Below are 21,107 nucleotides of genomic sequence, written 5' to 3' on the forward strand. Positions count from 1 at the left end.
CACACCGATGACGCTCACCGACGCACACCGACGACGCCGACCGACCCAAGGGAGCCGAACTGCCGTGGATGGCGACTTCATCGAACTCGAAGCCCTCGAAAAGGTCTTTGACGTACGCCGCAAGTCCGGCTTCCTGCGCCGGGAGAGACACCAGGTCCGTGCCGTCGACGGCATCAGCTTCCGGGTCCCCCGGGGCGAGATGGTCGGCTACATCGGCCCGAACGGCGCGGGCAAGTCCACCACCATCAAGATGCTCACCGGCATCCTCACCCCCAGCGCCGGCCGTATCCGCGTCGCGGGCCTCGACCCCTCACGCGAGCGGACGAAGCTCGCGCAGCGCATCGGCGTGGTCTTCGGCCAGCGCACCACGCTCTGGTGGGACCTGCCGCTGCGCGACTCGTACCGGCTGGCCCACCGGATGTACCGCATACCCGATGCCCGGTTCCGCGAGAACATGGACCGCTGTGTCGAACTGCTCGACCTCGCGGACCTGTTGGAGGTCCCGGTACGCCAGCTCTCGCTCGGCCAGCGGATGCGCGGCGACATCGCGGCGGCCCTGCTGCACGATCCGGAGGTCCTCTACCTGGACGAGCCGACCATCGGCCTCGACGTCATCTCCAAGGCCAAGGTCCGCGGCTTTCTGCGGGACCTGAACGCCGAGCTCGGCACCACCGTCCTGCTCACCACGCATGACCTGACCGACATCGAGCAGCTCTGCAAGCGGGTGATGGTGATCGACCACGGCCGGCTGATGTACGACGGTGCGCTGGCGGGGCTGCACGAGGTGGGCGAGAGCGAACGGACCCTGGTGGTGGATCTGGAGCGGGAGCTGCCGCCGATCGATATCCCGTCGGCACGCAATGTCCGGGTGGAGGGGCCCCGGCAGTGGCTGGCGTTCCCGGCGTCGGCCTCGGCCGCCCCGCTCGTCGCGGCCGTCGCCGCCGAGTACCCGCTGGTCGACCTCGCGGTACGGGAGCCGGACATCGAGGCCGTCATCGCGAAGATGTACGCGGACCGGGACTTCCGGTAGCCCCCGCGGGAGGAAGCCCTGGACAGGACATGGACGGCAGGGCGGGGGCCGGAACCGGTACCAGGGCCGGGGTCGGGCGGTGCTCAGGCGCTGGCCGGGGCGGACCTGGCCAGGGCGTCCAGGTCCAGGGTCAGCGCCATCCTGCGGTAACCGGCGTCGCTCGGGTGCAGGTGGTCGCCGGAGTCGTACCCGGGCCGGAGCCTGCTCGGGACGTACGGGTCGCGCAGGGCCTTGTCGAAGTCGACCACCGAGTCGAAGACACCGCCCGCCCTGATGGTCGCGTTGACCTGCTGGCGTACGGCCTCCAGCCGCGGAGTCACCCCGATGTGGCCGCCGAACGGCATCAGCGTCGCGCCGACCACGTGCAGCCCGCGCGCCCGCGCCTCCTGGGCCAGCTTGCGCAGGCCGTCGGTGATCTGCGGGGCGCTCAGGTTGTGCGGCAGCCGCAGGACGTCGTTGATGCCGAGTTCGATGACGACCGACTTCACACCGGAGCGCGCGAGCACATCGCGGTCGAAGCGGTCGAGGCCGCTCTGCCCCTTGCCCGGGAGCAGGACGCGGTTGCCGCTGATGCCCTCGTTCAGTACGCCGTAGTGGCCGTCGAGCCGCGCGGCGAGTACGTCCGTCCAGCGCTGGTTGGTGTCCGCGGTGGAGGTGATGCCGTCGGTGATCGAGTCGCCGAAGACCACGACCGAGCCGCGGGCCTCGTGGGTGAGGACGTCCACGGCGGTGAGGTAGCGCCAGTAGGGCGTCTCGACGGTGTGGCCGCCGAGGCTGGCGTACGAGACCTGCCGGGCGTGCGGGTGGTACGTGACCGGGCCGCTCGGCGACGGGGTGGTGAAGGAGACCGTCATATCGCCGTTGCTGGGGACCTGGATGCGGGTCGCGTCGCTGATGGTCTGCCCGCCGGCCGGGATCGTGACGTAGTGGCGCCCATCGAAGGTCACCGTCTGGATCGAGCCGTCCGCCGAGACGGACGCCTCGGTGACCGTCAGCGGCTGGGTGCCGAAGAGGTTGGAGAGGGTGATGCGGGCCAGCGAGCCGCCGATGCTGGTGTGTACGACGTTACGGATGGTGCTCCCGGGGAGGCCGTTCGGTGTACCGGGTTCGGGCCCGACGGGCGCCGCCGACCAGGTGCCGGTCCAGTTGCCGGACGCGGGCACCCCCGACGAGACCCGCGAGGGGGTCCCGGCGGAGACCGTGGTGGCCGGCGATTTCACCATGGCGAAGATGCCAACGGCAACGAGCGTCACCACTGCCGCCAGCGTGGCGAGCAGGGCGTAACCACGGCGCCTGGTCATGAGCGGTCGGTCTCCTCGGGAACTCGACGTGCGTCCCAGGAGTAGCTCAGGCAGGGACAATACGTACGGGGGCGGTACAGGTGCAGGAACGGAAACGGGCGGAACGGGCGGAGCAGGCGGAGCTGATGGAACGTACTGGCAGGGAAACGGAAGCCGGAGCCGGACCTGGGACGGAAGGCGTCACAGGCACCGCGCCGCTGGGCTCCGTTGCCTACAGCGCGGCCGATGAGGAGAAGCGCCGCGGGGTCCGCCGTATGAAGACGACGGCCACTGGACTTCTCCTTCTGGTCGCTCTCATTTTCGTACTCGCCACTTGGGCTTCGCACACCGGGGCAGGGTCGTGGGCGGGGTATGTCGCCGCGGCGGCCGAGGCGGGCATGGTGGGTGCGCTGGCCGACTGGTTCGCCGTGACGGCACTGTTCCGCCGGCCACTTGGCCTCCCCATTCCCCATACCGCGATCATCCCCAACAAGAAAGACCAGCTTGGGGAGTCACTTGGTTCCTTTGTCGGGGAAAATTTTCTGTCGGAATCGGTCGTACGGGCAAGACTGCGGGCCGTCGGCATCGGCGGACGGCTCGGATCCTGGCTCGCGGAGCCGGAACACGCCGACCGGGTGACGGCGGAGCTGTCGACGGCGCTGCGCGGCGCGCTGACCGTGCTGCGGGACTCGGACGTCCAGGCGGTGGTCGGTGAGGCGATCACCCGCCGTGCGGAGGCCGCCGAGGTCGCACCCGGTCTCGGAAAGATGCTGGAGAAGGTCGTCGCCGACGGGGGCCACCGGCGGGTCGTCGACCTGGTCTGCGTCCGGGCCCACGACTGGCTGACCGTCCACTCCGACTCGGTGATGGACGCGGTACAGGGCGGGGCGCCGGGGTGGACGCCGCGGTTCGTCGACAAGAAGATCGGCGACCGCGTCTACAAGGAGCTGCTGCGCTTCATCACGGAGATGCGCGACATGCCCGAGCACCCGGCGCGAGGCGCTCTCGACCGCTTTCTGGCGGACTTCGCGTCCGACCTCCAGTCGGACACCGACACCCGGGCGCGGGTGGAGCGCCTCAAGTCGGAGCTGGTGGGCCGCTCGGAGGTGCAGGACGTCATCGCCTCGGCGTGGGCCTCGGTACGCACCATGATCATCTCGGCGGCGGAGGACGAGCAGAGCGAACTGCGGCTGCGTGCCCGCGCCTCGCTGCTCTCCCTGGGCGCCCGGCTGGCGACCGACACCCGTCTCCAGCGGAAGCTGGAGGGGTGGCTGGAGGACGCGGCGGTGTACGTGGTGACGACGTACCGCAGCGAGATCACATCCCTGATCTCGGACACGGTGGCGGGCTGGGACGGCGAGCAGACGTCCCGCAAGATCGAGGCGCACATCGGCCGTGACCTGCAGTTCATCAGGATCAACGGCACGGTCGTCGGCGCGCTGGCGGGCCTGGCGATCTACGCGGTGTCGCACGCGTTCGGGGCGTAGGGCCGCCTGCGGCAGCCCCTGCCTGCGGCAGCACCCGCGCCCGGCCGTCCTGCGCCAGGCGTGGGGAAGCACGGCCACCCGTCTTCCTACGCCCGGCGGGGGGGAAAGCACCTCCACCCCGTCTCTCCCTACGCCCGGCGTGCGACCACGGTCGAGGCGACGGCGACGGCGCCCGCCACAGAGAACACGGCGGGCCAGGCGCCGATCTTCTTCGCGAGCGGGTGGGACCCGCCGAACGCGGCGAGGTAGACACCGGTGAGGGCGGCGGCCTTGGCCGTACCGGCCTCCTGCTGCCACTGCCGGGCGGCGACCGCACCGGCGGCGGCGAGCGCCACGCCCCCGAGAGGACGCTTCCTGGTCCAGCGGGCCACGGCGAAACCGCCGACGAGTCCGGTGGCTGCTACGGCTGCTGCGGGAATCTTTGCCATGAGGACGAGGCTAATGGCGCGGTTTCGGACGTCGGTGGCGGGGTGGGGGTCGGGATCGGGGTCGACCGTGCGCATCGCACCCTTTTCCGTCCGGTGCGCCCCTCACTGGCGGCCCGGACGGCGAGCCTGTCCGGCGCAGGTGGTGGCGGCGAGCACTGCCGGGCCCGGGTGTCAGTCGCCTGCGGTGCTGAGCGGAAGAACAGCCGGTTGCGCTGCGGCGATGGGACGGATGCTGTTACGGCTTCCGGGAAATTTCTCCCGGTCCGCAGCGAACTCCCGCTGGATGGAACACATCTCACTTGCCGTAAGACGCACCTGACACGGAGAGCGCCGGATGAAGATCCGGTGCCGGGGAAAGAGGAACCATGACCGCCAAGCTCACTCGGGCCGTCCGTTGCACCGCCGCAGTGCTCGCGGTAGTCGCGATCGGCGCAGGCGCCACCGCGTACGGCTCGTCATCCGGATCGACCTCTTCCAAGGCCGGCGGGTGGTCCGGCATTCAGGGTGGCACGCAGGTCGAGGCATCCGACAACCGGAGCGCCTGATCAGCACGTCCGGCGGGACCACCCGAGTCACCCTCAAGTGGCCCTGCGCCGACGCCATCCTGGGCCAGTCCGGGGCCACCCGCCCCGGCACCTTCGTCAACCCGATCGGCGTGGGCTGAACCCACCGCGCCCACGCCTACGCGCACACCTCCGCGATGGCCGCCGTGTCCCAGTAGAACGGCCGGACCTCGCTGATACGACCGTCCCGTACCGCGACCGTCTGAAGGATCGGGAAGGCGATCTCCCGGCCGGTGGCGCGGGAGATCGCCTGGATGCGGTGGAGCACCACGAGGGTCTCGCCCGTGGCGAGGATCTCCTGCTCGGTCATCCGGAAGGACTCCCAAGTCCCGCTCATTGCACGGAAGAAGCGGGCCATGCCGTCGTGACCGTGCCAGGTCCCGCCGTACGGAAGTCCGGCCGCCTGATGCAGTACGACATCGGGGGCGAAGAACGGCGCCAGGATGTCGAAGCCGACCACGTCCGGGCCGCCGGCGGCGAGGTAGCGGGCCTCGGCCGCATACATGCCATGGAGTACGGCCAGCGGTTCACGTTCTGCTGCGTTCTCTGCGTTCTCTGCGTTCTCTGCGTTCTCTGCGGTCTCTGCCATGCACCCGAGCCTGGTGCCCGCGGGCGCGCAGCGCTGGCGGCCATCGGACATCGCGTCGGCCGGATCTCGAAGCGATCGAGGCGGGCACGCTGCCGCAAGGGGTGGAGCGCGGGGCCGGGCGGAACTAGCTGGGCGTCACCCGGGCCGGCGCGGCCACCGCACTGTACGTACGCCCACCCGCGACGAAGTCACCGAGCGGGCACATGCCGAAGCCGTCCACATGGACGCGCCGCGACGGCTGGTTCTCGGCCTCGATGAAGGCGACCACGGCGTCGGCCCGCCCCCGGGCAACCTCGACCGCCAGGTCGAACAGCCCCCGGGCCACCCCACGCCCCCGGAAAGCAGCGTCGACCACCACCGGCCCGTACAGCAGCCAGCGCGAGGCGCTCAGCGGCTGCCCCTGCCAGCGCAAGGAGTCCTGGGCGTCGAGCAGGGCGCGTACGGGCGGCGGCGGGCTGGGCACTTGCTCGGGCGAGGACAGCGCAAGAAGCCCCACCACGCAGCCTGCGTCACCAGGATCCTCCGCGTCACCCGGTTCCTCCGCGACACCCGCGTCATCCGCGACGAGGAGACTTCCGCCCCGGACCATCGCACGCAGGGCGGCATCATCGAAGTTGCCCTGCACAAATCCCTGCTCGGAGCGTTGCTGCTCGGTGAGGGCATCGCGGCGGTTGGCGGCGAAGAGCTTCGCCATGGCGGGCACGTCGGCCTCGGTGGCATACCGGTACTGCATGGTCCCGATGGTCCCACGGCCGGGATCGCGACGAAGGCGGCGACGCCACTGACGCATCGGACGACCCGGCGACACTCAGCCGTTCGGTTGGGTCGGCGGTTCCGTCGGCGGCTCGGTCGGCGGTTCTACTTGCCGATCTGTCTGCGGATACGGGACGAACATGCTCAGGCGATAGGTCACCGGCTGCTCCGCGTGACCGTGGCCGTGATGGTGACCGTGACCGCGGCTTCGGCCGCCGAGCGTCTCCACGCGCAGCATCGACGCATCGGTCAGCCCGAGCTCGCTCCGGATCCGCGGCACCGAACTCTGCCACTCCGCCGCGTCCTGGGTCTCGAAGACTACTTCCCACCGCCCCGCACCGGCACCCCGCAACGGGCCGCCCCGCTGCTGATTCCTCCGCTTACGCTGCTGTCCTGGCACGGGGCCAGCATCTCCTCCGGCCCGCCCGGCAGGCAAAAAGCCCCTTGGCGGCTCGGTACGGCGATGGGATGCTTGGCGTGTGATCGCAGAGAGTGGGCAACCCGTTGACGCCGAGGCTCTGGGCAGGGGAGGTCTGGACTGGCTCGTCGGCTCGGCGCAGGACACCGGAACCGGTCTGGCTTGGAAGGACACACCCGCGGACGAGGAGCCCGACCCCAGCCTCTACGGCGGTGCTGCGGGAATCGTGCTGGCGCTGCTCGAAGGCCGGAATCACTTCGGCGACGACCGGTACGGAGACGCCGCCTCGCGGGGCGCCCGGACCCTGGCGGCAACCGTCGATGCGTGGGACAACTGCTCGCTCTACCTCGGCCTGACGGGAATGGCCGTCGTCCTGCACGCGGTCCACGAGCTGCTGGGAGACGAGGCCGCCGGTGCCGCAGCGGACCGCGCGGTGGAGCGGGTGCGCTCCCGGTTCGACGGGACGCGATGGGATGACCGTTGGTTCGACCTGCTCGCAGGCAACGCGGGCATCGCCCTGGGTGCGCTGGCCGTCGGCGACACGGAGCTGGCCGTACTCGCGGTGACGCCCTACCTCCGTACGGCGGAACGGACCGCTGGAGGCGTGCAGTGGGAGGTGCTGTCCGGGGCGCCGGCCCGATTCCACCACGTCTCGCACGGCACGCTGGGCATCGCGTATGCACTGGCCGCCGTCGGCAGGGCGGCCGGCCGCCCCGACCTGACCGAGCTGGCAGTGGCCGGCGCATCGGACGTGGTGGCCCGCAACGACGCGGGGCCCGAGGGCTTCCTGGCCCCGCACTCCGACCCCCAGCACTTCCCGGATCGCATTGAGCGTTACAGCTACGGCTGGTGCCACGGCCCCACCGGCGACGCTCAGGCATTCAGGCTGCTGGGATCGGTTGCCCAGGACTCGGCCTGGCGTACTCTCGCGGACCGGTGCTGGCACACGGTCACCCACTCCGGACTCCCGCAGCGCCTACGCCCCGGCTTCTGGGACAACAACGGCCGGTGCTGCGGGACGGCGGGGGTACTGGCGCTGGCGTGCGACCGCCACGTCGAGGGCCGCGACGGACTGGACTTCGCGAACACTCTCGTAGCGGACCTCGCGTCCCGGGCGACCGAGGACGCAGACGGAGTGCGCTGGTCGAACGTCGAGCACCGAGAGACCCCGAGCGAGCTCGACCCACGGCCGGGCTGGGGCATGGGCAACGCCGGCATAGTCCGCGAACTGCTCCGCTTCGCCCGGCTCACGACAGGCCGGGACGGTGCGTACGCGGTCGACTGGCCGGACCACCCGGCGGCGGATCCTGCTTTGGGCGGGGGAGCCGGGTCGGAGTGAGCGGGGCGGCGGTCGCCGGGTCCCGGGTCAGAGCTTGGGCACGACAGTGACCGGCAACTGAGCCGCCCACTCGGTGAGGGCCCCGGCCGCGTCCGCGTGCAGGTCTCCACCGACCGGGACCTCGTCCAAGAGCGTCCGTTCCCTGTTCGGACGGGTCAACTCCCGGTAGAACTGGAGGTCTTCGAAGCCGTTGACGGCGACATCGCTGCTGTTGGCCGCGTACACCAGGCGCTGGATCCGTGCCCAGTAGCAGGCAACCAGGCACATCGGGCAGGGCTCGCTGCTCGCATACATGACGCCGTCCTCCATCAAGTGACGGCCGAGCTTCTTGCCTGCGGAGCGCAGTGCCATGACTTCGGCGTGCGCTGTGGGGTCACTGAGTTCCATGACGGAGCTGGTACCTGTTCCCACTACCTCGCCGTCAATGACCACGACCGCACCGAAGGGAGTCTTCCCGTCGTCTTCCAGTGCACGCCGTGAGATGGCGATGGCCTGCTCAAGGAAGGCCCGGTCCTGTGGATTCTCCTGGGCGAAGGGCAACTGGATCCTCTCCCTCATCTCACATGTGGATCGAGGGGTCCCCGTCGCTGAAAGGGCCTTGAAGATCCACGTCGTAGCTGGTCAGGGGTGTCGTTGCGCCGGTGGCGCCAACGGTTCGCAAAGTGAGGTCCGCGTTCTGCGGGTCACACCACTGGCTGTCCTCCAGCAGATCGACCATATCCGGAACGGGAACCGAAGTCTGGTCGCCGGGGATGATGAGGCGGTGCACCTGCGAGGTGGGTGCGGACAGCAGTGCGCTGGTTGCCGCGAGCCGGTAGTTCCATTCGTCGAAGGCCGCTGCCACAGCATCAGCGTCCGCCATCGCTCGCGTGGACGCCGGCAGGTTATGCAGGATCACCCGGGTGATGCGCAGCGACGAGCCACGTCTGAGCTGCGCTGTGAGCACAGCCTCGTCGATCTCGTTCCGGAGGCCCAGGCGCTCAGGCCTCAGCCAGTCGAGCTCACACTGCACGACAATCGCGGCCTCGACACCGGAACTCAGCAATCGCGATGCCCGGTCCTGCCACAGAGCAGTGTTCATGAAGCCCCCGAGCCGTGAACGCCGACGAGTTGCAGGACTTGGAGGCCTTTGACGATGGTGTCAGCCGGAGCGCGGGCACCTGGCGGCAGAGGGAACACCCGTGCTGCGAGCGTGGCGGCGGCCTGCAGCGTGGAGGCGGGCAGGCGGGCCAGGAACGCCCGGAGCTGGGTTTCGCTGCCGCCGTCTGTGAGCGGTGCCAGACGTCCGGCGACAGCGAGCACCATGGCAGCCGGCCGATCCTCGGGCTCGGTGCGGGGCGTGGGGCTGGGCGAAGGGTTTTCAGCTGTACGGAGGCGAATTCGCTGCCACGGCGAGCTGTCCTCGTCCGCGCGGGCCATCAGAGCCAGCAGCACCTCGTGGGCCTCCTGAGAGGTCGAGAACCAGCGGTGGGACGCGAAGGTGCGGAGATATGCACCCAGCAGCTGGGGATCCGGAGTGAACTCGGGGCGGATCAGCTCCGGCGGGTGGGTGAGCCGGGCGTCGCGGAGGGTGGCGATGGCGCCGACGGAGACCAGGCACCAGAAGCGGTCGAATCCTGCGGCAGAACCGAAGGCCTCGCGCGCGGCGTCCGGAGCCTCACCGCTGGCCGGGTCGTCAGGGCCGTACAGCGCCTCGCGCATCTGGCTGAGGATGGACGCCCCATCCCAGTAGTTCGCCATGAACTTGCGGCCGGTGAGGAACTGATAGACCCCGTAGAAGGCGTTGGCCTGGTGAGCTCCGTGGAACTCAGTGAAGTCACGTACCCAGAGCAGTACCCCGACTGCGTCTTCCAGTACCGAAGCGGGTTCGTACCCATTGCTCAGAGTCTTGGGATCAGGGTCTACGGAGAGAAGGATGCGCAGCCGGCAGTCGACCGACATGGAGACGAGTTCGCGTGCTGCCCGGGTCGAGGCGATGCCGCGTACCGACATGAGCATCGAGGTACTGCCGAGCCAGGCAAGGTATCGGCTTGTCGCACCGAGTGCCGCTGCCGGATCGGGGAGTTCACGGCACTGGCCGAGGATGGAGCTGATGAGTGTGTCGGCGCTGCCTGCAACGACGATGGGGTCGGCGCCGCGTACGAGTGCGGCCCGGGACAGGCGGTGCAGCACTTCGAGATGAAGGGCTACAGCATTCTCGTTTGCGGGCGCCGGGACATGTGCGTCGACGAGCTGGCCCACGAGATTGCGGATGCTGGCCGGATCGTTGCCGCTGATCGCCTGGTCGAGTGTGCCGAGGTAGGCCGCGACGACAGGGTCGTCACTCAGCTCCTCGTCGAAGCTGAGCTCCTGGTCGTGCAGCTCTATGAGGCCTCGGGCAAGCGCGCGGGTGAGCAGCTTGTTGCGGCCGCCGACGCTGGCCAGTCCGAAGAGCTGGACAAAGGAGAAGACTCCGAAGACGTTCGCGAGGAGGAAAAGGAGGGCCCCGTAGGTCGCACTCGTGTCGTTCTTCCAGAGCAGCCCGCAGCCGGTGAACATCGCGGCGACCCACCCAATGAGTACCCACTCGCGGAAAGCGATGTGGCTGTCGATGGCGCGCAGCGAAGGCCAGGAGCTGGCAGCGGAGAAGGTGAGAGCGAAGATCACCGCTTCACCGGTCAGCAGTGTCGCGAAGAAGGCCACGGAAAACTGGGATGCGTCAACAACCCTGCTCTCGCCCACCGGGTTGAGCCATGCCAGGACGACCAGTCCCAGAGAGCACACCGCCAACACGGCCTGCCGCCGTAAGTGCCCCATGCCCCGTCTGCCCCCTGCGACTCACCGGCTGGCGATCAACTCTGCCAGGGGGCTTGGCGGTTGCCAAGGGTGCTCAGCGGATGCGGCTGTGGTTGCGGACAAGAGCCGCGACGAGTGGGAGCACTTGGGGGCCAGGTCTGGGGTGGTGTTCTGGAGAGTCAATGGCATGAACAAGACCGCCAACTGGGCCAACCGCTCCACGCAGAGGCCGATTCAGCCGATGCGAGCGCCTTGCACAGCTTGTATGAAACCCACCCAGGCGGCCATCCCTACGGCGATCAGAGCACAGCTCGGCTGCTTCGAATCGCGTATCAGTGCGCCTTCCACCGTTGCTGCACACTCGACGCACTCTGTGCCGCTACCTCCGCTGTAGGTGGACTTGAACCAGCGGAGTTCCGGCCCCTTGGTCATCAACTCTCCTCGGACACAGCGCGGATGAGGTCTGCGGAGGCGTCGATGTCAAGTGCCTGCGCACGGAGGTACTGGAAGGCCAATCTATAGCGTTCGATTTCCTTCGGCTTCTCCATGAACAGGCCGCCCCCGATGATGTCCACGTACACCACATCCAAGTGGGGAGTCTGGCCACCGAGGATTGTGAAGCTGCCCACGGCAGCAGCGTGCGCTCCGGTGCTGAACGGCAGGATCTGGACTGTGACGTGAGGTCGCTCAGCAACCGTCATGAGGTGCAGCAGCTGGTCCCGCATGGTGGTGCGCCCGCCGACGCTGCGGCGGACGGCCGCTTCATCGATGACTGCCCAAATGTGTGGGGGTTGTTCCCGGCTGAGGAGCTCTTGCCTCTTCATGCGGATGTCGACCATGTGCTGCACTTCCTTTTCAGTGCAGCGCATCTCGGAGGCGCGATGGACAGCTTCCGCGTAGGCCCGTGTTTGGAGAAGCCCTGGAATGTACATGCAGGCGTAGTGGTCCTCGCTGATCACTTCGTCCTCAAGAGTGAGCATGAGGTTCATGGACTCGGGGATGGGGTCAGCCAGCGAGCGCCACCAACCTTGGATCTTGGCGCCCTTCGCCAGCTCGACCAGGGCCGTACGCTCAGCATCGCTCACGTCGTACTGACGGCAAAGGGCATCAACAGTCGGCCACTTGACTGTCCCCTCCTTGGTCTCGTATCGACTCAGCGTTGCTTTGGAGATGCCGACGCCCGCGCCCGCCTCTTCGAGGGTGAGGCCCTTCCGTTCGCGTAGGCGACGGAGATCCGAGCCCAACTGGCGCCTACGTGTAGTGGGGCCAACGGCCATGATCCCAACCTTTCGTATCGATTAGAGGTTGCCTGCCTTCTCGCCGAGGGGGCAAGGAGGCGTGCGCCGGGGGCGCGGAGCGCGCCGTAAGTGCTTCGCTCGACCCTCCGTGAGAGTTCCATTTTGGAAGTTCCGCTGCAACTCTAGGTGAGGGGGCGAACGCATCGCGCTAACAAGATCTCAGTATCAAGGAGTTGAGGGACGTGACGGACTGTCGCTTTGGGGTCCCGCGTAAGAGCTGGAAGCTGGCGTTCCTGGCGGATCCAGAGGAAGTGGCCGAACTGCGCCGTGTGATGCGGCTACACCTGGACCTCTGGGGCCTCTCCGAACTGGTTGATGCTGCGCAGCTATGTGTCAGTGAGTTGACGGCCAACGTCATCAAGCATGTGGGAGCGGGGACGCCAACTACCCTTGCCGTGTCCATGAACGGCACGCGTCTGCGCCTTGAGGTTCGCGACCCAGAGTGTCGGGCTCTGCCCACACTTCTGTCCCCCGACGCTAACTCGGAGGGAGGTCGCGGTATGGCGCTGGTTGATGCTGTTGCCGAGCGCTGGGGAGTGCTGCTCTCTGAGGACTACAAGGTCACCTGGTGTGAACTGGCTACGACCCTCGCTGTTGCAGATGATCACGTGGCCGGGCCGCGAGTTGCCCGCGCTGAGACTCTGCTTGGGCTGTATGGCAAGGCGAATGTAGTCGGTGAGGTGACGCGCACCAGGCTGGGTGTTGCCATTGCAGAGGAGGCTGTGGTCGATGTGATCACAGACCTCCTCCACTGGCTGAGTGCCCACGGTTGCGATCCGGAAGCGTCCCTGGATCGTGCGCAGACTCACTTTGAGGCAGAGGTGCAGCCCATCTCCTGAGATGGTGGCGAACACGGCCTGCCAGTCACCCAGCGGCCACCATGGCGTACGACCAGACGTCTGCCGGGATCTTGTGCTTCAAGTCCCAGGTGATCGCCATCGGGCGGCTTCCCCGATGTTCCACGTAGGTGGCCGGGCCCAACAGCATCCAGGGTTGGGCTCCGCCGATGTCGGTGCTCTTGTAGCGGCGAGTGAAGAGCAGTACATGGCTGCCGTTTGCCACATGATTCTGATAGCGGAGTCCAGTGGGAGACGTGTCAGAGGTTTGGTTCTGTGATTCCCAGTGGAAGCGGGTCTCGCTCAATGCGTAGTCGCGGTAGCGGGTTTGAGGAGAGAAGTCCTTTTCATCCTTATCGATCGTGATGAGAAGAGCATCGGTCTGGATGGACTCGCACCACTTCACTCCCTCGCGGAAGTCTCCCGGCATGAAACCGCCAACGAATGACTGGCCGAGCGCGGGCAGGATCTCCTCGCGGCTGTACGAAGCGTGCACGGCAAGGGGCAGGCCGGCGTGCTCGCCCAGGAGAGGCCGCACGATGTGCTCCGTGTGCGCCAGGTTGTAGTCGAGTACTTGGCGGACTTCGCTGCGGAAATCGGGCTGGCTGCGAAGGGTGTCAAATCCTTCGTCGTAGCTCGTGAAGCCTTTGCGGGTGGTGCCTCCGAGTGGCCAGAGCTGGAAGAAGAACATGCGAGCGTATGCCTGGCCCTGTTCGGTGAGCTCGACGTATCGCGGAGCATCGTCCTGTAGCAGTCGCTTGTACTCGTCGACCCGCAGTGGGTCGTCCACGTGCAGGAAGGCGGGCACGCGCTTGAGCAGGGCCGACTCTCCTTCTGGCCCCTCGCGCGCTATGAGCCCTGCACGCCGGAGAATTCCCGTCCAGGAATTTCCGTTGCCCTTGTAGAGTTCCTTGAGTTCGCGCCCGCTCTCCTCTAGGTAGCGTTCGATGAGCGGTTCGGCGTAGGCGGATACCTCACGGGAAAGTGTGTTTACATTGACGCCAATTTGATCCTTGATGTTGGCGATGATCGTTGCTTTCGCCTTCTCCTCAAGCATGATCTGGCAGCCGGATGGGAGCTGTGGGAAGTCATCTGTGATGCTGTCCAACAGGCGCTTGCGGCTCAAGTTCGTCAGCGCGCGGAACTGATTCTCGAAGCGAAACTCCTTGCGATGCTGGCCGATGAAGTCCAGTACGGTCAGCACGGACTTGTTCTCGTAGTGGCGCAGCCCTCGACCTAGCTGTTGCAGAAAGACGGTCGCGCTAGAGGTTGGGCGGAGTAGAAGCAGGGTGTCCACGCTGGGGATGTCGAGCCCTTCGTTGAAGAGGTCGACCGAGAAGATCACCTGAAGGTGGCCAGCGGTGAGATCGGCAAGAGCCTTCCTACGTTGATCGGTTGGCGTCTCTCCAGAGACGGCGATCGCGTTCAGCCCTGTCATACGGAAGTACTCGGCCATGAAGTGAGCGTGGGCAACTGAAACGCAGAAGCCGAGTGCTCGCATGTTGCCGAGATCGGTGATCTTCTCCTGTACGGCCTGCACCACCAGGCGTGCACGTGCATCGTTGCCTGTGAGGAGATTGCTCAGCTCTGTGGAGTCATAGGCTCCGCGCTTCCATTCGACGGCACTCAGATCAGTGTTGTCGCTGATTCCAAAGTAATGGAACGGACAGAGAAGTTCTTTCTCCAAGGCTTCCCATAGGCGCATCTCGGCTGCGATCCGGCCATCGAAGAACTCGTCCTGGATGTTCCGGCCGTCCATACGCTCGGGCGTCGCCGTCAGACCCAGCAGTTGCATGGGGCGGAAGTGGTCCAGAATCTTTCGGTAGGTCGGCGATGTGCCGTGGTGGAACTCATCGATCACGATCACGTCAAAGTGGTCGGGGTTGAGTTGGTCGAGCATCCTTGCATTAAGTGATTGCACACTGGCGAAGACATGGGACCAACGCTTGGGGATTTCACCGCTGTGTAGTTCCTCACCGAAGTTGGCATCGATAAGAACATTCTGGTAAGTCCGCAGCGACTGTTGCAGAATCTCTTTGCGATGGGCCACGAAGAGGAGTCGAAGATCCCTGCCTTCTGCCGCGCGTAGCGCCTTGTAGTCGAGGGCCGCCATCACGGTCTTGCCCGTTCCGGTGGCTGCCACGAGGAGATTTCGTCTCCGCTGGTGAATCTCTCGTTCTACCTGCAAGCGTTCCAACATGTCTCGTTGGTGCGGGTACGCGGTCACCTCGCGTGTGGACAACGTGACTTCGGAACCACCTAACCGCGGAGAGCCCGTGCTGGCGAGGCCAAGAGCCTCGTCAAGACGCTCCGCGTCGCGCTCAGGGTCATACGACTCGAAAGTTGGGTCGTTCCAGTAGGAGTCGTAGGTCGCTTCGAACTTCCGTAGAACATCAGGCGTGGAGACGGAAGAAAGCCGTACGTTCCATTCCAGTCCGTCGAGCAGAGCTGCCTTCGACAGGTTCGAGCTGCCGACGTACGCCGTGTCATACCCGCTGTTGCGACGGAAGAGCCATGCTTTGGCGTGGAGGCGCGTCGAACGCAACTCGTAGCTGATCTTCACCTGTGCGTTGTACCGCTGCACCAAGCGATCCAGGGCCTTGCGCTCCGTAGCGCCGATGTAGGTAGTGGTGATCACGCGGAGAGGGACCCCGCGTTGGTGCGCTGTCTGCATGGCCTGCTCCAGTACACGGAGCCCGGTCCAGCGTACGAAGGCGCAGAGCAGGTCGACGCGGTCGGCCGTAGCGAGTTCGGCGCGCAGTTCGAAGCCGAGGCTTGGATCCTCCGGGGAGTTGGTGATCAAAGCACTCTCGGATAGGGGCGTGGCAGGGCGAATCGCGTAGACGCCGGGTGTCTCCTGCTCGGCCACCGCAAGTAGTTGACGCGGCCCCTCAACGACGAGATCTATCCACTCGCGGGCGCCCTCGATGGTGCTGAGTGACTCCAAGATCTGGTTGACCGCAAGTACTTGCTCTTCAAAGGCGAGACCTTGGAGCACGCGACGCACGATCTCGGCGATGTAGCGCGACAAGACGTAGGGCGAGGACTCCTTGCCAACCGGGCTATCGATGGCCTTCCAGCCTTCAGTTTCAAGTTCCTTGATGCGCTTCTGGAGCCGATGAGTGATCAGCGTCTCGTACAGGCCAACTACTGGTGCTGCATCTCTGAACTCATGGGGCATAGCGCGCCTTTCGCCTGGAAGATCACTGCGTCCGTTGTATCAAGGGCCACAGACAACCGACCGAGCTTGGACGCGAACCGGTCACTTCTCGACTCTCCGACACATGAAGAGCGATCTAACCCTTCGCTAAATCGGACATGTTCGAATAGTTTCTGATCGTGACTATGCGCGAACTGCTCATCGAGGTTGCTAGAAGGTACGACCGGAAGGCCGGTACGGGCGCGGACGTGCCTGGCCAGCAGGTGTTGCGTGCCGTGGCCACTCGGACTGATTTGCCGTGTCCGGATGGGTTTGTCATCAGGGGGTACGGTGGGCAAGGTTCTGCCAGCACCTGCCCTTGGATCGGTGTATTTGACCCGGTCATCAACGATGACCCGAAGACCGGGCTCTATGTCGCCTACATTTTCAGCGCGGACCTATCGGCCGTGACTCTCACTCTCCAGCAGGGCGTCACGGAGCTGGAACCGAGGTTCGCGAAGAAGAGGGACTTCCACTCGTTCCTTGAGGGGAAGGGCGCCGAACTCCGCAACACTCTGCCGGACGCACTGGTGGAAGGCTGGCAGAAGCGACCGTACTTCGGCTCGATGAACGATCTTCCGATGGCGTACGAATCCGCCAGTGTCGTGGCGCATCGGTATGAGATCGACGACCTGCCGACGGACGCTGCACTCAGCGCGGATCTAGCGCACGCTGCCAACCTGTTGCAGCGCGTATCGGCGAGTGAGCGAGCGATGGAAATCGACTGGTCTGACAGCGGACTCGTCGTGAACTTCAAAGGCGGCGGACACCGTAAGAGCGGCGGGCTAGGGGGCTTCCAGCCGAAGGACAGCAGCGAGTACAAGGTGAACATCCCTGCCCGGGAAGCGATGCGGTCGAAGGACCATGAGCGCCTGATCGGGGAGTTCGGCCCGTACATCGCAGCGCGTGGATTCGTTCCCAAAAACCAAGGCGTCCACCCCAAGGACGTCACGCTGCATCGCGCTGAGGAGATCGAGCACGCGCAGTCGGAATGGCTGGTGGAAGCCAAGGTGGTACGGAAGGGCAATGTCACTCAGGCGGTCCGAGAGGCAGTAGGTCAGCTCAAGGAGTACAGCTACTTCCTCTATGGCGAGAGCAAGCGGCCTCGACCGCACCTGGTGGGGCTCTTCACGGAAAACATCGGGGCCTACGCCACGTACCTGGAATCGGAAGGTATTGCTTCACTCTGGCAGACCGAGGGCGGCTGGGCGGGTTCGCCCCTGGCCACCTCTTGGGGCCTAGTCGAGCCCCAGTCGCCTGCCGCCTTCGGTTGATCGTGGCAGTCCTGACTCACCCCATTCCGTACAACAACTGGCTCGGAACGGGGTGAGCCAGGGCGCGACCGGGAGAACCGTGGGACCTACGCCCCATGGCACCCCCGATAAGCCACCCCCGACCCGCACCAGCACCCCGCGTTCCGCGCTGGCGGCCACGGGACGGCGCGCCCCCGGGCTGCCAGTGTGGTGGCGTACAGGGGGAGCAGTTCCGTCTCCGACGGGGACGCCGACTCCGAGGCTGCGAAAGCCTCGTACGACGGGATGCTTCCCGTCACGATGCCCAGGTTCTTCGTGCCCGCCGCCGACAGTTCCCGCAGCGCCGATTCGATTTCGATCAGGTGGGTCGTGTGGGAGGGGTACTCCGACTCCAGGGCCGGGTAAGCCGCCAGGAGTTCGGCGAGTTCCTGGGACTGCCAGTGCAGGACCGCCACCGGGAACGGGCGGGACAGGGCCGCCCGGTAGGTGCCCAACTCCGACTGGAGGCGGGCGATTTCCGCGCGCAGTACCGCCGGGTCGTTCGAGCCGAGAGCCCACAGGCGGTTCGGGTCGTGGAGTTCGTCCAGGCTGATGTCGCCCGTGTGCAGGGAGTCCGCCAGGGCGTCCCACGCGTCGTGCTTGTTGCCCAGGGCCCTGCTCACGCGGTGGCGGCCCGTGAGGAGGGCCTGGGCCGCGTACGGGACCTCTTCCGCCGGGTCGACCAGCAGGGTCAGGGCCTTGGTGAACGTGGCGTGGGCCGCGTCCGGTTCGTCGTGGGCCTCCAGGGTCTCCGCGACGATCGCCCAGGGGGCCGGATCCTGCGGTGTGGAGGCGCGGATGCCGTCGATCATGGCGCGGGCTTCCGCCTCGTGGCCGTACTCCCACAGGTTGGCCGCCTGCAGGGCCTTGATCAGGGCGAGGTTCTCGGCCGGGCCTGACAGCAGCCGGTCGTAGAGCGTCGTGGCGCGGGCGCGGTCGCCGGCCAGTTCCAGGTGGGCCGCGGCCTGGAGCAGCAACGGCTCCTGGTCCTCCGGGTACTGCTCGGCGGTGCGCAGCAGCCGCTCGGCTTCGGCGTTGTGATCAGCGGGAGTGTCGGGGCGCATGCTGCACACCGTACTGCCGTGCGGGGCTCTGGAGACTTCTGGATCCAGCGCTTATGGTGCCGCCCGTGCAGCAGCCGATGCGGGATGCGATTCCGGTAGTGGTGCGGCGGGCGGCCTCGCGGCGCCGTACCGTCCTCGCGCGCGGGCTGTGGACCGGCGCCGAGGTGACGGTGACGCTGGGGCTGATCGTGCTGCTGTTCGTCGTGCAGCAGTTGTGGTGGACCAACCGCGAGGCCAGGCAGGGCGCCGCGCATCAAGTGCAGGCGCTGGAGCGGCAGTGGGACGGCGGCCAGGGGCACGGAACCGGTGCGGGCGACGGGGGTGTGACTCCGGCCACTCCGACGCCCGGTCCTGACGCGAGCCCCGGTGCCGCTCCGGGCAGCCGGTCGCGGTCCGCGTCCGGGGGCGGTACGGCCGGCCGGCAGGCGGCCCGTGCGCCCGTCTACGACAAGGCGTTCGCGGTGATCCGGATCCCGCGCATCGGGATCACCGCGCCGATCGCCCAGGGCGTCAGCAAGCAGAACATTCTCAACAAGGGATATGTGGGGCATTACGTACAGACCGCCGGGCCCGGCCAGGCGGGGAACTTCGCGCTCGCCGGGCACCGCAACACCCATGGCGAGCCCTTCCGTTACATCAACCGGCTCCGGCACGGCGACACCGTCACCATCGAGACCGGCAGCGCCGTGTACACGTACGTCGTCGACAAGGGCCTCCCGCAGACCTCCGCGCGCGACAGCGGGGTGATCGCCGCCGTGCCGCGCAGCACGGTCAGGCCGCAGTACGGCTACAGCACGCCCGGCTACTACCTGACCCTCACCACCTGCACCCCCGAGTACACCTCCCGCTACCGGCTCGCGATCTGGGCCACCCTGCGTTCCATGCGGCCGCGTTGACCGCACGGAACCGCGCTGCCGCCCTCCCGTTCCGCCCCCGGAACCGCCTAAGGTCACTGACGTGCTCAGACGTCGTCCTCAGCTGTTGTGGCTGCTTGTGCCCTTTGTCCTGTTCCTGGGGGCGGTGCCGTTGGTCAATCGCGTGCGGCCCGTTCTGCTCGGACTGCCCTTCCTCTTCCTCTGGATGATCGCGGCGACGCTCCTCACGCCGCTTGCCGTCTGGCTCACCCACCGCGCGGACCTGCGCGCGGAGCGGGGCGCGGACCCGGGCGCAGAGGGGCCCGCGGACCGGCGGGGTGATCGCCCGTGAACGCGGCCGTCGCCACGTCCATCTTCGCGGTGTTCATGGTCGCGACCGTCGTCCTCGGCCTGGTCGCCGTCCGGGGCGGCCGGACCGGCGGTCTGGCCGAGTGGTCCGTCGGCGGGCGCAGTCTCGGCCCGGTCTTCATCTGGGTCCTGATGGCCGGCGAGGGCTACACCAGCTTCAGCTATCTCGGCGCGGCCGGCTGGGGTTACAACTACGGGGCCCCGGTGCTGTACGTGGTCGCGTACATGTCCTGCGGATACGCCCTCGGTTACGTCGTCGGGCCGACGCTCTGGGCGTACGCCAGGCGGCACGGCCTCGTCTCGATCACGGACATGATCGCGCACCGGTACGGCAGGCCCTGGCTCGGCGCGGCCGTCGCCGTCCTCGCGACCGTCTTCCTGCTGCCGTACATCCAGCTCCAGATCACCGGCATGGGCGTGGTCGTCTCGACCATCTCGTACGGGGCGATCAGCCTCAACTGGGCCTATTTCGTGGCCTTCGCCGTCACCACCGGGTTCGTCGTGATCAGCGGACTCCGGGGGAGCGCCTGGGTCTCCGTCCTCAAGGACGCGCTCGTCATCGGCACCCTCGCCTTCCTCGCGTTCTATGTGCCGCTGCACTACTTCGACGGGTACGGGGACTTCCTGCACCGCGTCGTCACCGAGAAGGGCGACTGGCTGACCTTCCCGGGCCACGGCGGCTCCGGGCCGGGCGGCAGCGGCCTCGGGCAGGCCTGGTACGTGACGACCTCGCTGCTCAACTCGCTGACCGTGGTGATCTTCCCGACCACTGTCGCCGGATACCTCGGGGCGCGCAGCGCCGACGTACTGCGCAAGAACGCGGTCTGGCTGCCCGCGTACAACATCCTGCTCTTCGTCCCGATGTTCCTCGGCCTTGCCGCCCTGTTCGTGGTGCCGCACCTGACCGGCGCCGGCTCCAATCTGGCGCTCTTCAAACTGGTGGTGGACTCGCTGCCCGCCTGGGCGGTCGGCGTCATCGGGGTCGCGGCCGCGCTCTCCTCGATCGTTCCGATGGCCATCTTCATGCTGGTGATCGGCACGATGTGGGGGCGCAGCGTGCTCTCGCTCGTACCGCGCTGGCGGGAGCGGCAGAAGGGCGCGTCGCAGTGCGTGGTGGTCGTCGCGGGCACGCTGGCGCTGGTGCTGACGTACACCGCGCCCAACACCCTGGTACGCCTCTCGCTCATCTCGTACGAGGGGATGGCGCAGCTCCTGCCGATGCTGCTGCTCGGTCTTGTGTGGCGCCGGATGACGCTGCTCGGCGCGGGCAGCGGACTGGTCGTCGGCGTGGGGGTGGTCTGTGCCTTCGTGTTCAGTGACCACGATCCGGTGTGGGGTGTGAACGCGGGGATCGTCGCGCTCGGCGCCAATCTCGTGGTCGCGCTGGCCGTGACGTACGCGGGGCCGCGCGACCACGATCCACGGCCGGACGGGGAGCTCCTCGCCCGCGACCCGATCGGGGCCGCGGGCGGTGGGGGCTCAGGCGGTGGTGGCGCCGGCGGAGCTGACGTCCCCGCCTGACGGTGGTTCGTG

21 protein-coding genes are annotated in these 21,107 nt (G+C 67.1%); 9 read left to right on the top strand and 12 right to left on the bottom strand.

Translation table 11 applies throughout. The features are described 5' to 3' along the window. Positions 1-7: 7 nt before the first annotated feature. Entirely contained in the window at positions 8-1,030 is a 1,023-nt protein-coding gene (locus tag OG210_RS20325) for an ATP-binding cassette domain-containing protein (RefSeq protein WP_371538072.1), read from the top strand. An 83-nt stretch (positions 1,031-1,113) separates the two neighbouring features. On the opposite strand, the gene OG210_RS20330 is transcribed toward OG210_RS20325, so the two are convergent. Next, positions 1,114-2,331, bottom strand: coding sequence for an SGNH/GDSL hydrolase family protein (locus tag OG210_RS20330; RefSeq protein WP_371538075.1), 1,218 nt, complete (start codon positions 2,329-2,331; stop codon positions 1,114-1,116). Between the two features lie 125 nt (positions 2,332-2,456). Here OG210_RS20330 and OG210_RS20335 point away from each other — a divergent pair, with 125 nt between their 5' ends. Further along, entirely contained in the window at positions 2,457-3,797 is a 1,341-nt protein-coding gene (locus tag OG210_RS20335; protein ID WP_328326945.1) for a DUF445 domain-containing protein, read from the top strand. Between the two features lie 128 nt (positions 3,798-3,925). Here OG210_RS20335 and OG210_RS20340 read toward each other — a convergent pair whose 3' ends face one another. Beyond that, complete coding sequence (locus OG210_RS20340) at positions 3,926-4,225, bottom strand: hypothetical protein (RefSeq protein WP_266856642.1); 300 nt, start codon at positions 4,223-4,225, stop codon at positions 3,926-3,928. A 365-nt stretch (positions 4,226-4,590) separates the two neighbouring features. Here OG210_RS20340 and OG210_RS20345 point away from each other — a divergent pair, with 365 nt between their 5' ends. Continuing rightward, on the top strand, positions 4,591-4,770 hold the full coding sequence (locus tag OG210_RS20345) for a hypothetical protein (protein WP_371538078.1): 180 nt from the start codon (positions 4,591-4,593) through the stop codon (positions 4,768-4,770). A gap of 136 nt (positions 4,771-4,906) precedes the next feature. On the opposite strand, the gene OG210_RS20350 is transcribed toward OG210_RS20345, so the two are convergent. From OG210_RS20350 to OG210_RS20360, 3 genes are all read right to left on the bottom strand, one after another. Beyond that, positions 4,907-5,293: a nuclear transport factor 2 family protein gene (locus tag OG210_RS20350; protein WP_371540392.1), complete on the bottom strand. Its 387-nt coding sequence runs from the start codon at positions 5,291-5,293 to the stop codon at positions 4,907-4,909. Between the two features lie 208 nt (positions 5,294-5,501). After that, positions 5,502-6,110 carry an N-acetyltransferase family protein gene (locus OG210_RS20355; protein ID WP_371538081.1) on the bottom strand — a complete coding sequence of 203 codons (609 nt, stop codon included), beginning with the start codon at positions 6,108-6,110 and terminating at the stop codon, positions 5,502-5,504. Between the two features lie 75 nt (positions 6,111-6,185). After that, complete coding sequence (locus OG210_RS20360) at positions 6,186-6,530, bottom strand: hypothetical protein (protein WP_371538084.1); 345 nt, start codon at positions 6,528-6,530, stop codon at positions 6,186-6,188. A 79-nt stretch (positions 6,531-6,609) separates the two neighbouring features. Here OG210_RS20360 and OG210_RS20365 point away from each other — a divergent pair, with 79 nt between their 5' ends. Beyond that, positions 6,610-7,887 carry a lanthionine synthetase LanC family protein gene (locus OG210_RS20365; RefSeq protein ID WP_371538087.1) on the top strand — a complete coding sequence of 426 codons (1,278 nt, stop codon included), beginning with the start codon at positions 6,610-6,612 and terminating at the stop codon, positions 7,885-7,887. Between the two features lie 27 nt (positions 7,888-7,914). Here OG210_RS20365 and OG210_RS20370 read toward each other — a convergent pair whose 3' ends face one another. The 5 genes from OG210_RS20370 to OG210_RS20390 all read right to left on the bottom strand — a co-directional run bounded on the left by OG210_RS20370 (position 7,915) and on the right by OG210_RS20390 (position 11,939). Further along, the gene (locus OG210_RS20370; RefSeq protein ID WP_371538090.1) at positions 7,915-8,445 is read right to left on the bottom strand and encodes a nucleoside deaminase; all 531 of its coding nucleotides are present in this window, start codon (positions 8,443-8,445) and stop codon (positions 7,915-7,917) included. A gap of 1 nt (position 8,446) precedes the next feature. Beyond that, complete coding sequence (locus OG210_RS20375; RefSeq protein ID WP_371538093.1) at positions 8,447-8,968, bottom strand: hypothetical protein; 522 nt, start codon at positions 8,966-8,968, stop codon at positions 8,447-8,449. After that, positions 8,965-10,650 carry a hypothetical protein gene (locus OG210_RS20380; RefSeq protein ID WP_371538096.1) on the bottom strand — a complete coding sequence of 562 codons (1,686 nt, stop codon included), beginning with the start codon at positions 10,648-10,650 and terminating at the stop codon, positions 8,965-8,967. Before OG210_RS20380 ends, OG210_RS20375 begins: the two co-directional genes overlap by 4 nt. A 246-nt stretch (positions 10,651-10,896) precedes the next feature. After that, entirely contained in the window at positions 10,897-11,094 is a 198-nt protein-coding gene (locus tag OG210_RS20385; protein ID WP_371538099.1) for a DUF397 domain-containing protein, read from the bottom strand. Beyond that, entirely contained in the window at positions 11,094-11,939 is an 846-nt protein-coding gene (locus OG210_RS20390; RefSeq protein ID WP_371538102.1) for a helix-turn-helix domain-containing protein, read from the bottom strand. The genes OG210_RS20385 and OG210_RS20390 overlap by 1 nt, the downstream gene beginning before the upstream one ends. Before the next feature lie 203 nt (positions 11,940-12,142). Between OG210_RS20390 and OG210_RS20395 the strand changes: the two genes are divergently transcribed. Beyond that, positions 12,143-12,799 carry an ATP-binding protein gene (locus tag OG210_RS20395; protein ID WP_371538105.1) on the top strand — a complete coding sequence of 219 codons (657 nt, stop codon included), beginning with the start codon at positions 12,143-12,145 and terminating at the stop codon, positions 12,797-12,799. Between the two features lie 25 nt (positions 12,800-12,824). Here the strand turns inward: OG210_RS20395 and OG210_RS20400 are convergent, their stop codons facing one another. Continuing rightward, positions 12,825-15,977, bottom strand: a complete 3,153-nt coding sequence (locus OG210_RS20400) for a DUF3427 domain-containing protein (RefSeq protein ID WP_371538107.1) — start codon at positions 15,975-15,977, stop codon at positions 12,825-12,827. Positions 15,978-16,141: 164 nt separating this feature from the next. Here OG210_RS20400 and OG210_RS20405 point away from each other — a divergent pair, with 164 nt between their 5' ends. Continuing rightward, positions 16,142-17,269 carry an MrcB family domain-containing protein gene (locus OG210_RS20405; RefSeq protein ID WP_371538110.1) on the top strand — a complete coding sequence of 376 codons (1,128 nt, stop codon included), beginning with the start codon at positions 16,142-16,144 and terminating at the stop codon, positions 17,267-17,269. Positions 17,270-17,355: 86 nt separating this feature from the next. Here the strand turns inward: OG210_RS20405 and OG210_RS20410 are convergent, their stop codons facing one another. Beyond that, positions 17,356-18,351, bottom strand: a complete 996-nt coding sequence (locus OG210_RS20410; RefSeq protein ID WP_328326912.1) for an SEC-C domain-containing protein — start codon at positions 18,349-18,351, stop codon at positions 17,356-17,358. 77 nt (positions 18,352-18,428) lie between these two features. On the opposite strand from OG210_RS20410, the gene OG210_RS20415 reads away from it, so the two are divergent. The 3 genes from OG210_RS20415 to OG210_RS20425 all read left to right on the top strand — a co-directional run bounded on the left by OG210_RS20415 (position 18,429) and on the right by OG210_RS20425 (position 21,095). Further along, positions 18,429-19,247 (top strand): class E sortase, encoded by an 819-nt coding sequence (locus OG210_RS20415; RefSeq protein ID WP_328335439.1) that lies wholly within the window; start codon positions 18,429-18,431, stop codon positions 19,245-19,247. A 61-nt stretch (positions 19,248-19,308) separates the two neighbouring features. Then, complete coding sequence (locus OG210_RS20420) at positions 19,309-19,557, top strand: DUF3311 domain-containing protein (RefSeq protein ID WP_328326910.1); 249 nt, start codon at positions 19,309-19,311, stop codon at positions 19,555-19,557. Beyond that, positions 19,554-21,095, top strand: a complete 1,542-nt coding sequence (locus tag OG210_RS20425) for a sodium:solute symporter family protein (protein WP_328326908.1) — start codon at positions 19,554-19,556, stop codon at positions 21,093-21,095. The genes OG210_RS20420 and OG210_RS20425 overlap by 4 nt, the downstream gene beginning before the upstream one ends. Positions 21,096-21,107: the final 12 nt, after the last annotated feature.

The sequence above is a fragment of the Streptomyces sp. NBC_00466 genome (assembly GCF_041433995.1).
Taxonomy (GTDB): domain Bacteria; phylum Actinomycetota; class Actinomycetes; order Streptomycetales; family Streptomycetaceae; genus Streptomyces.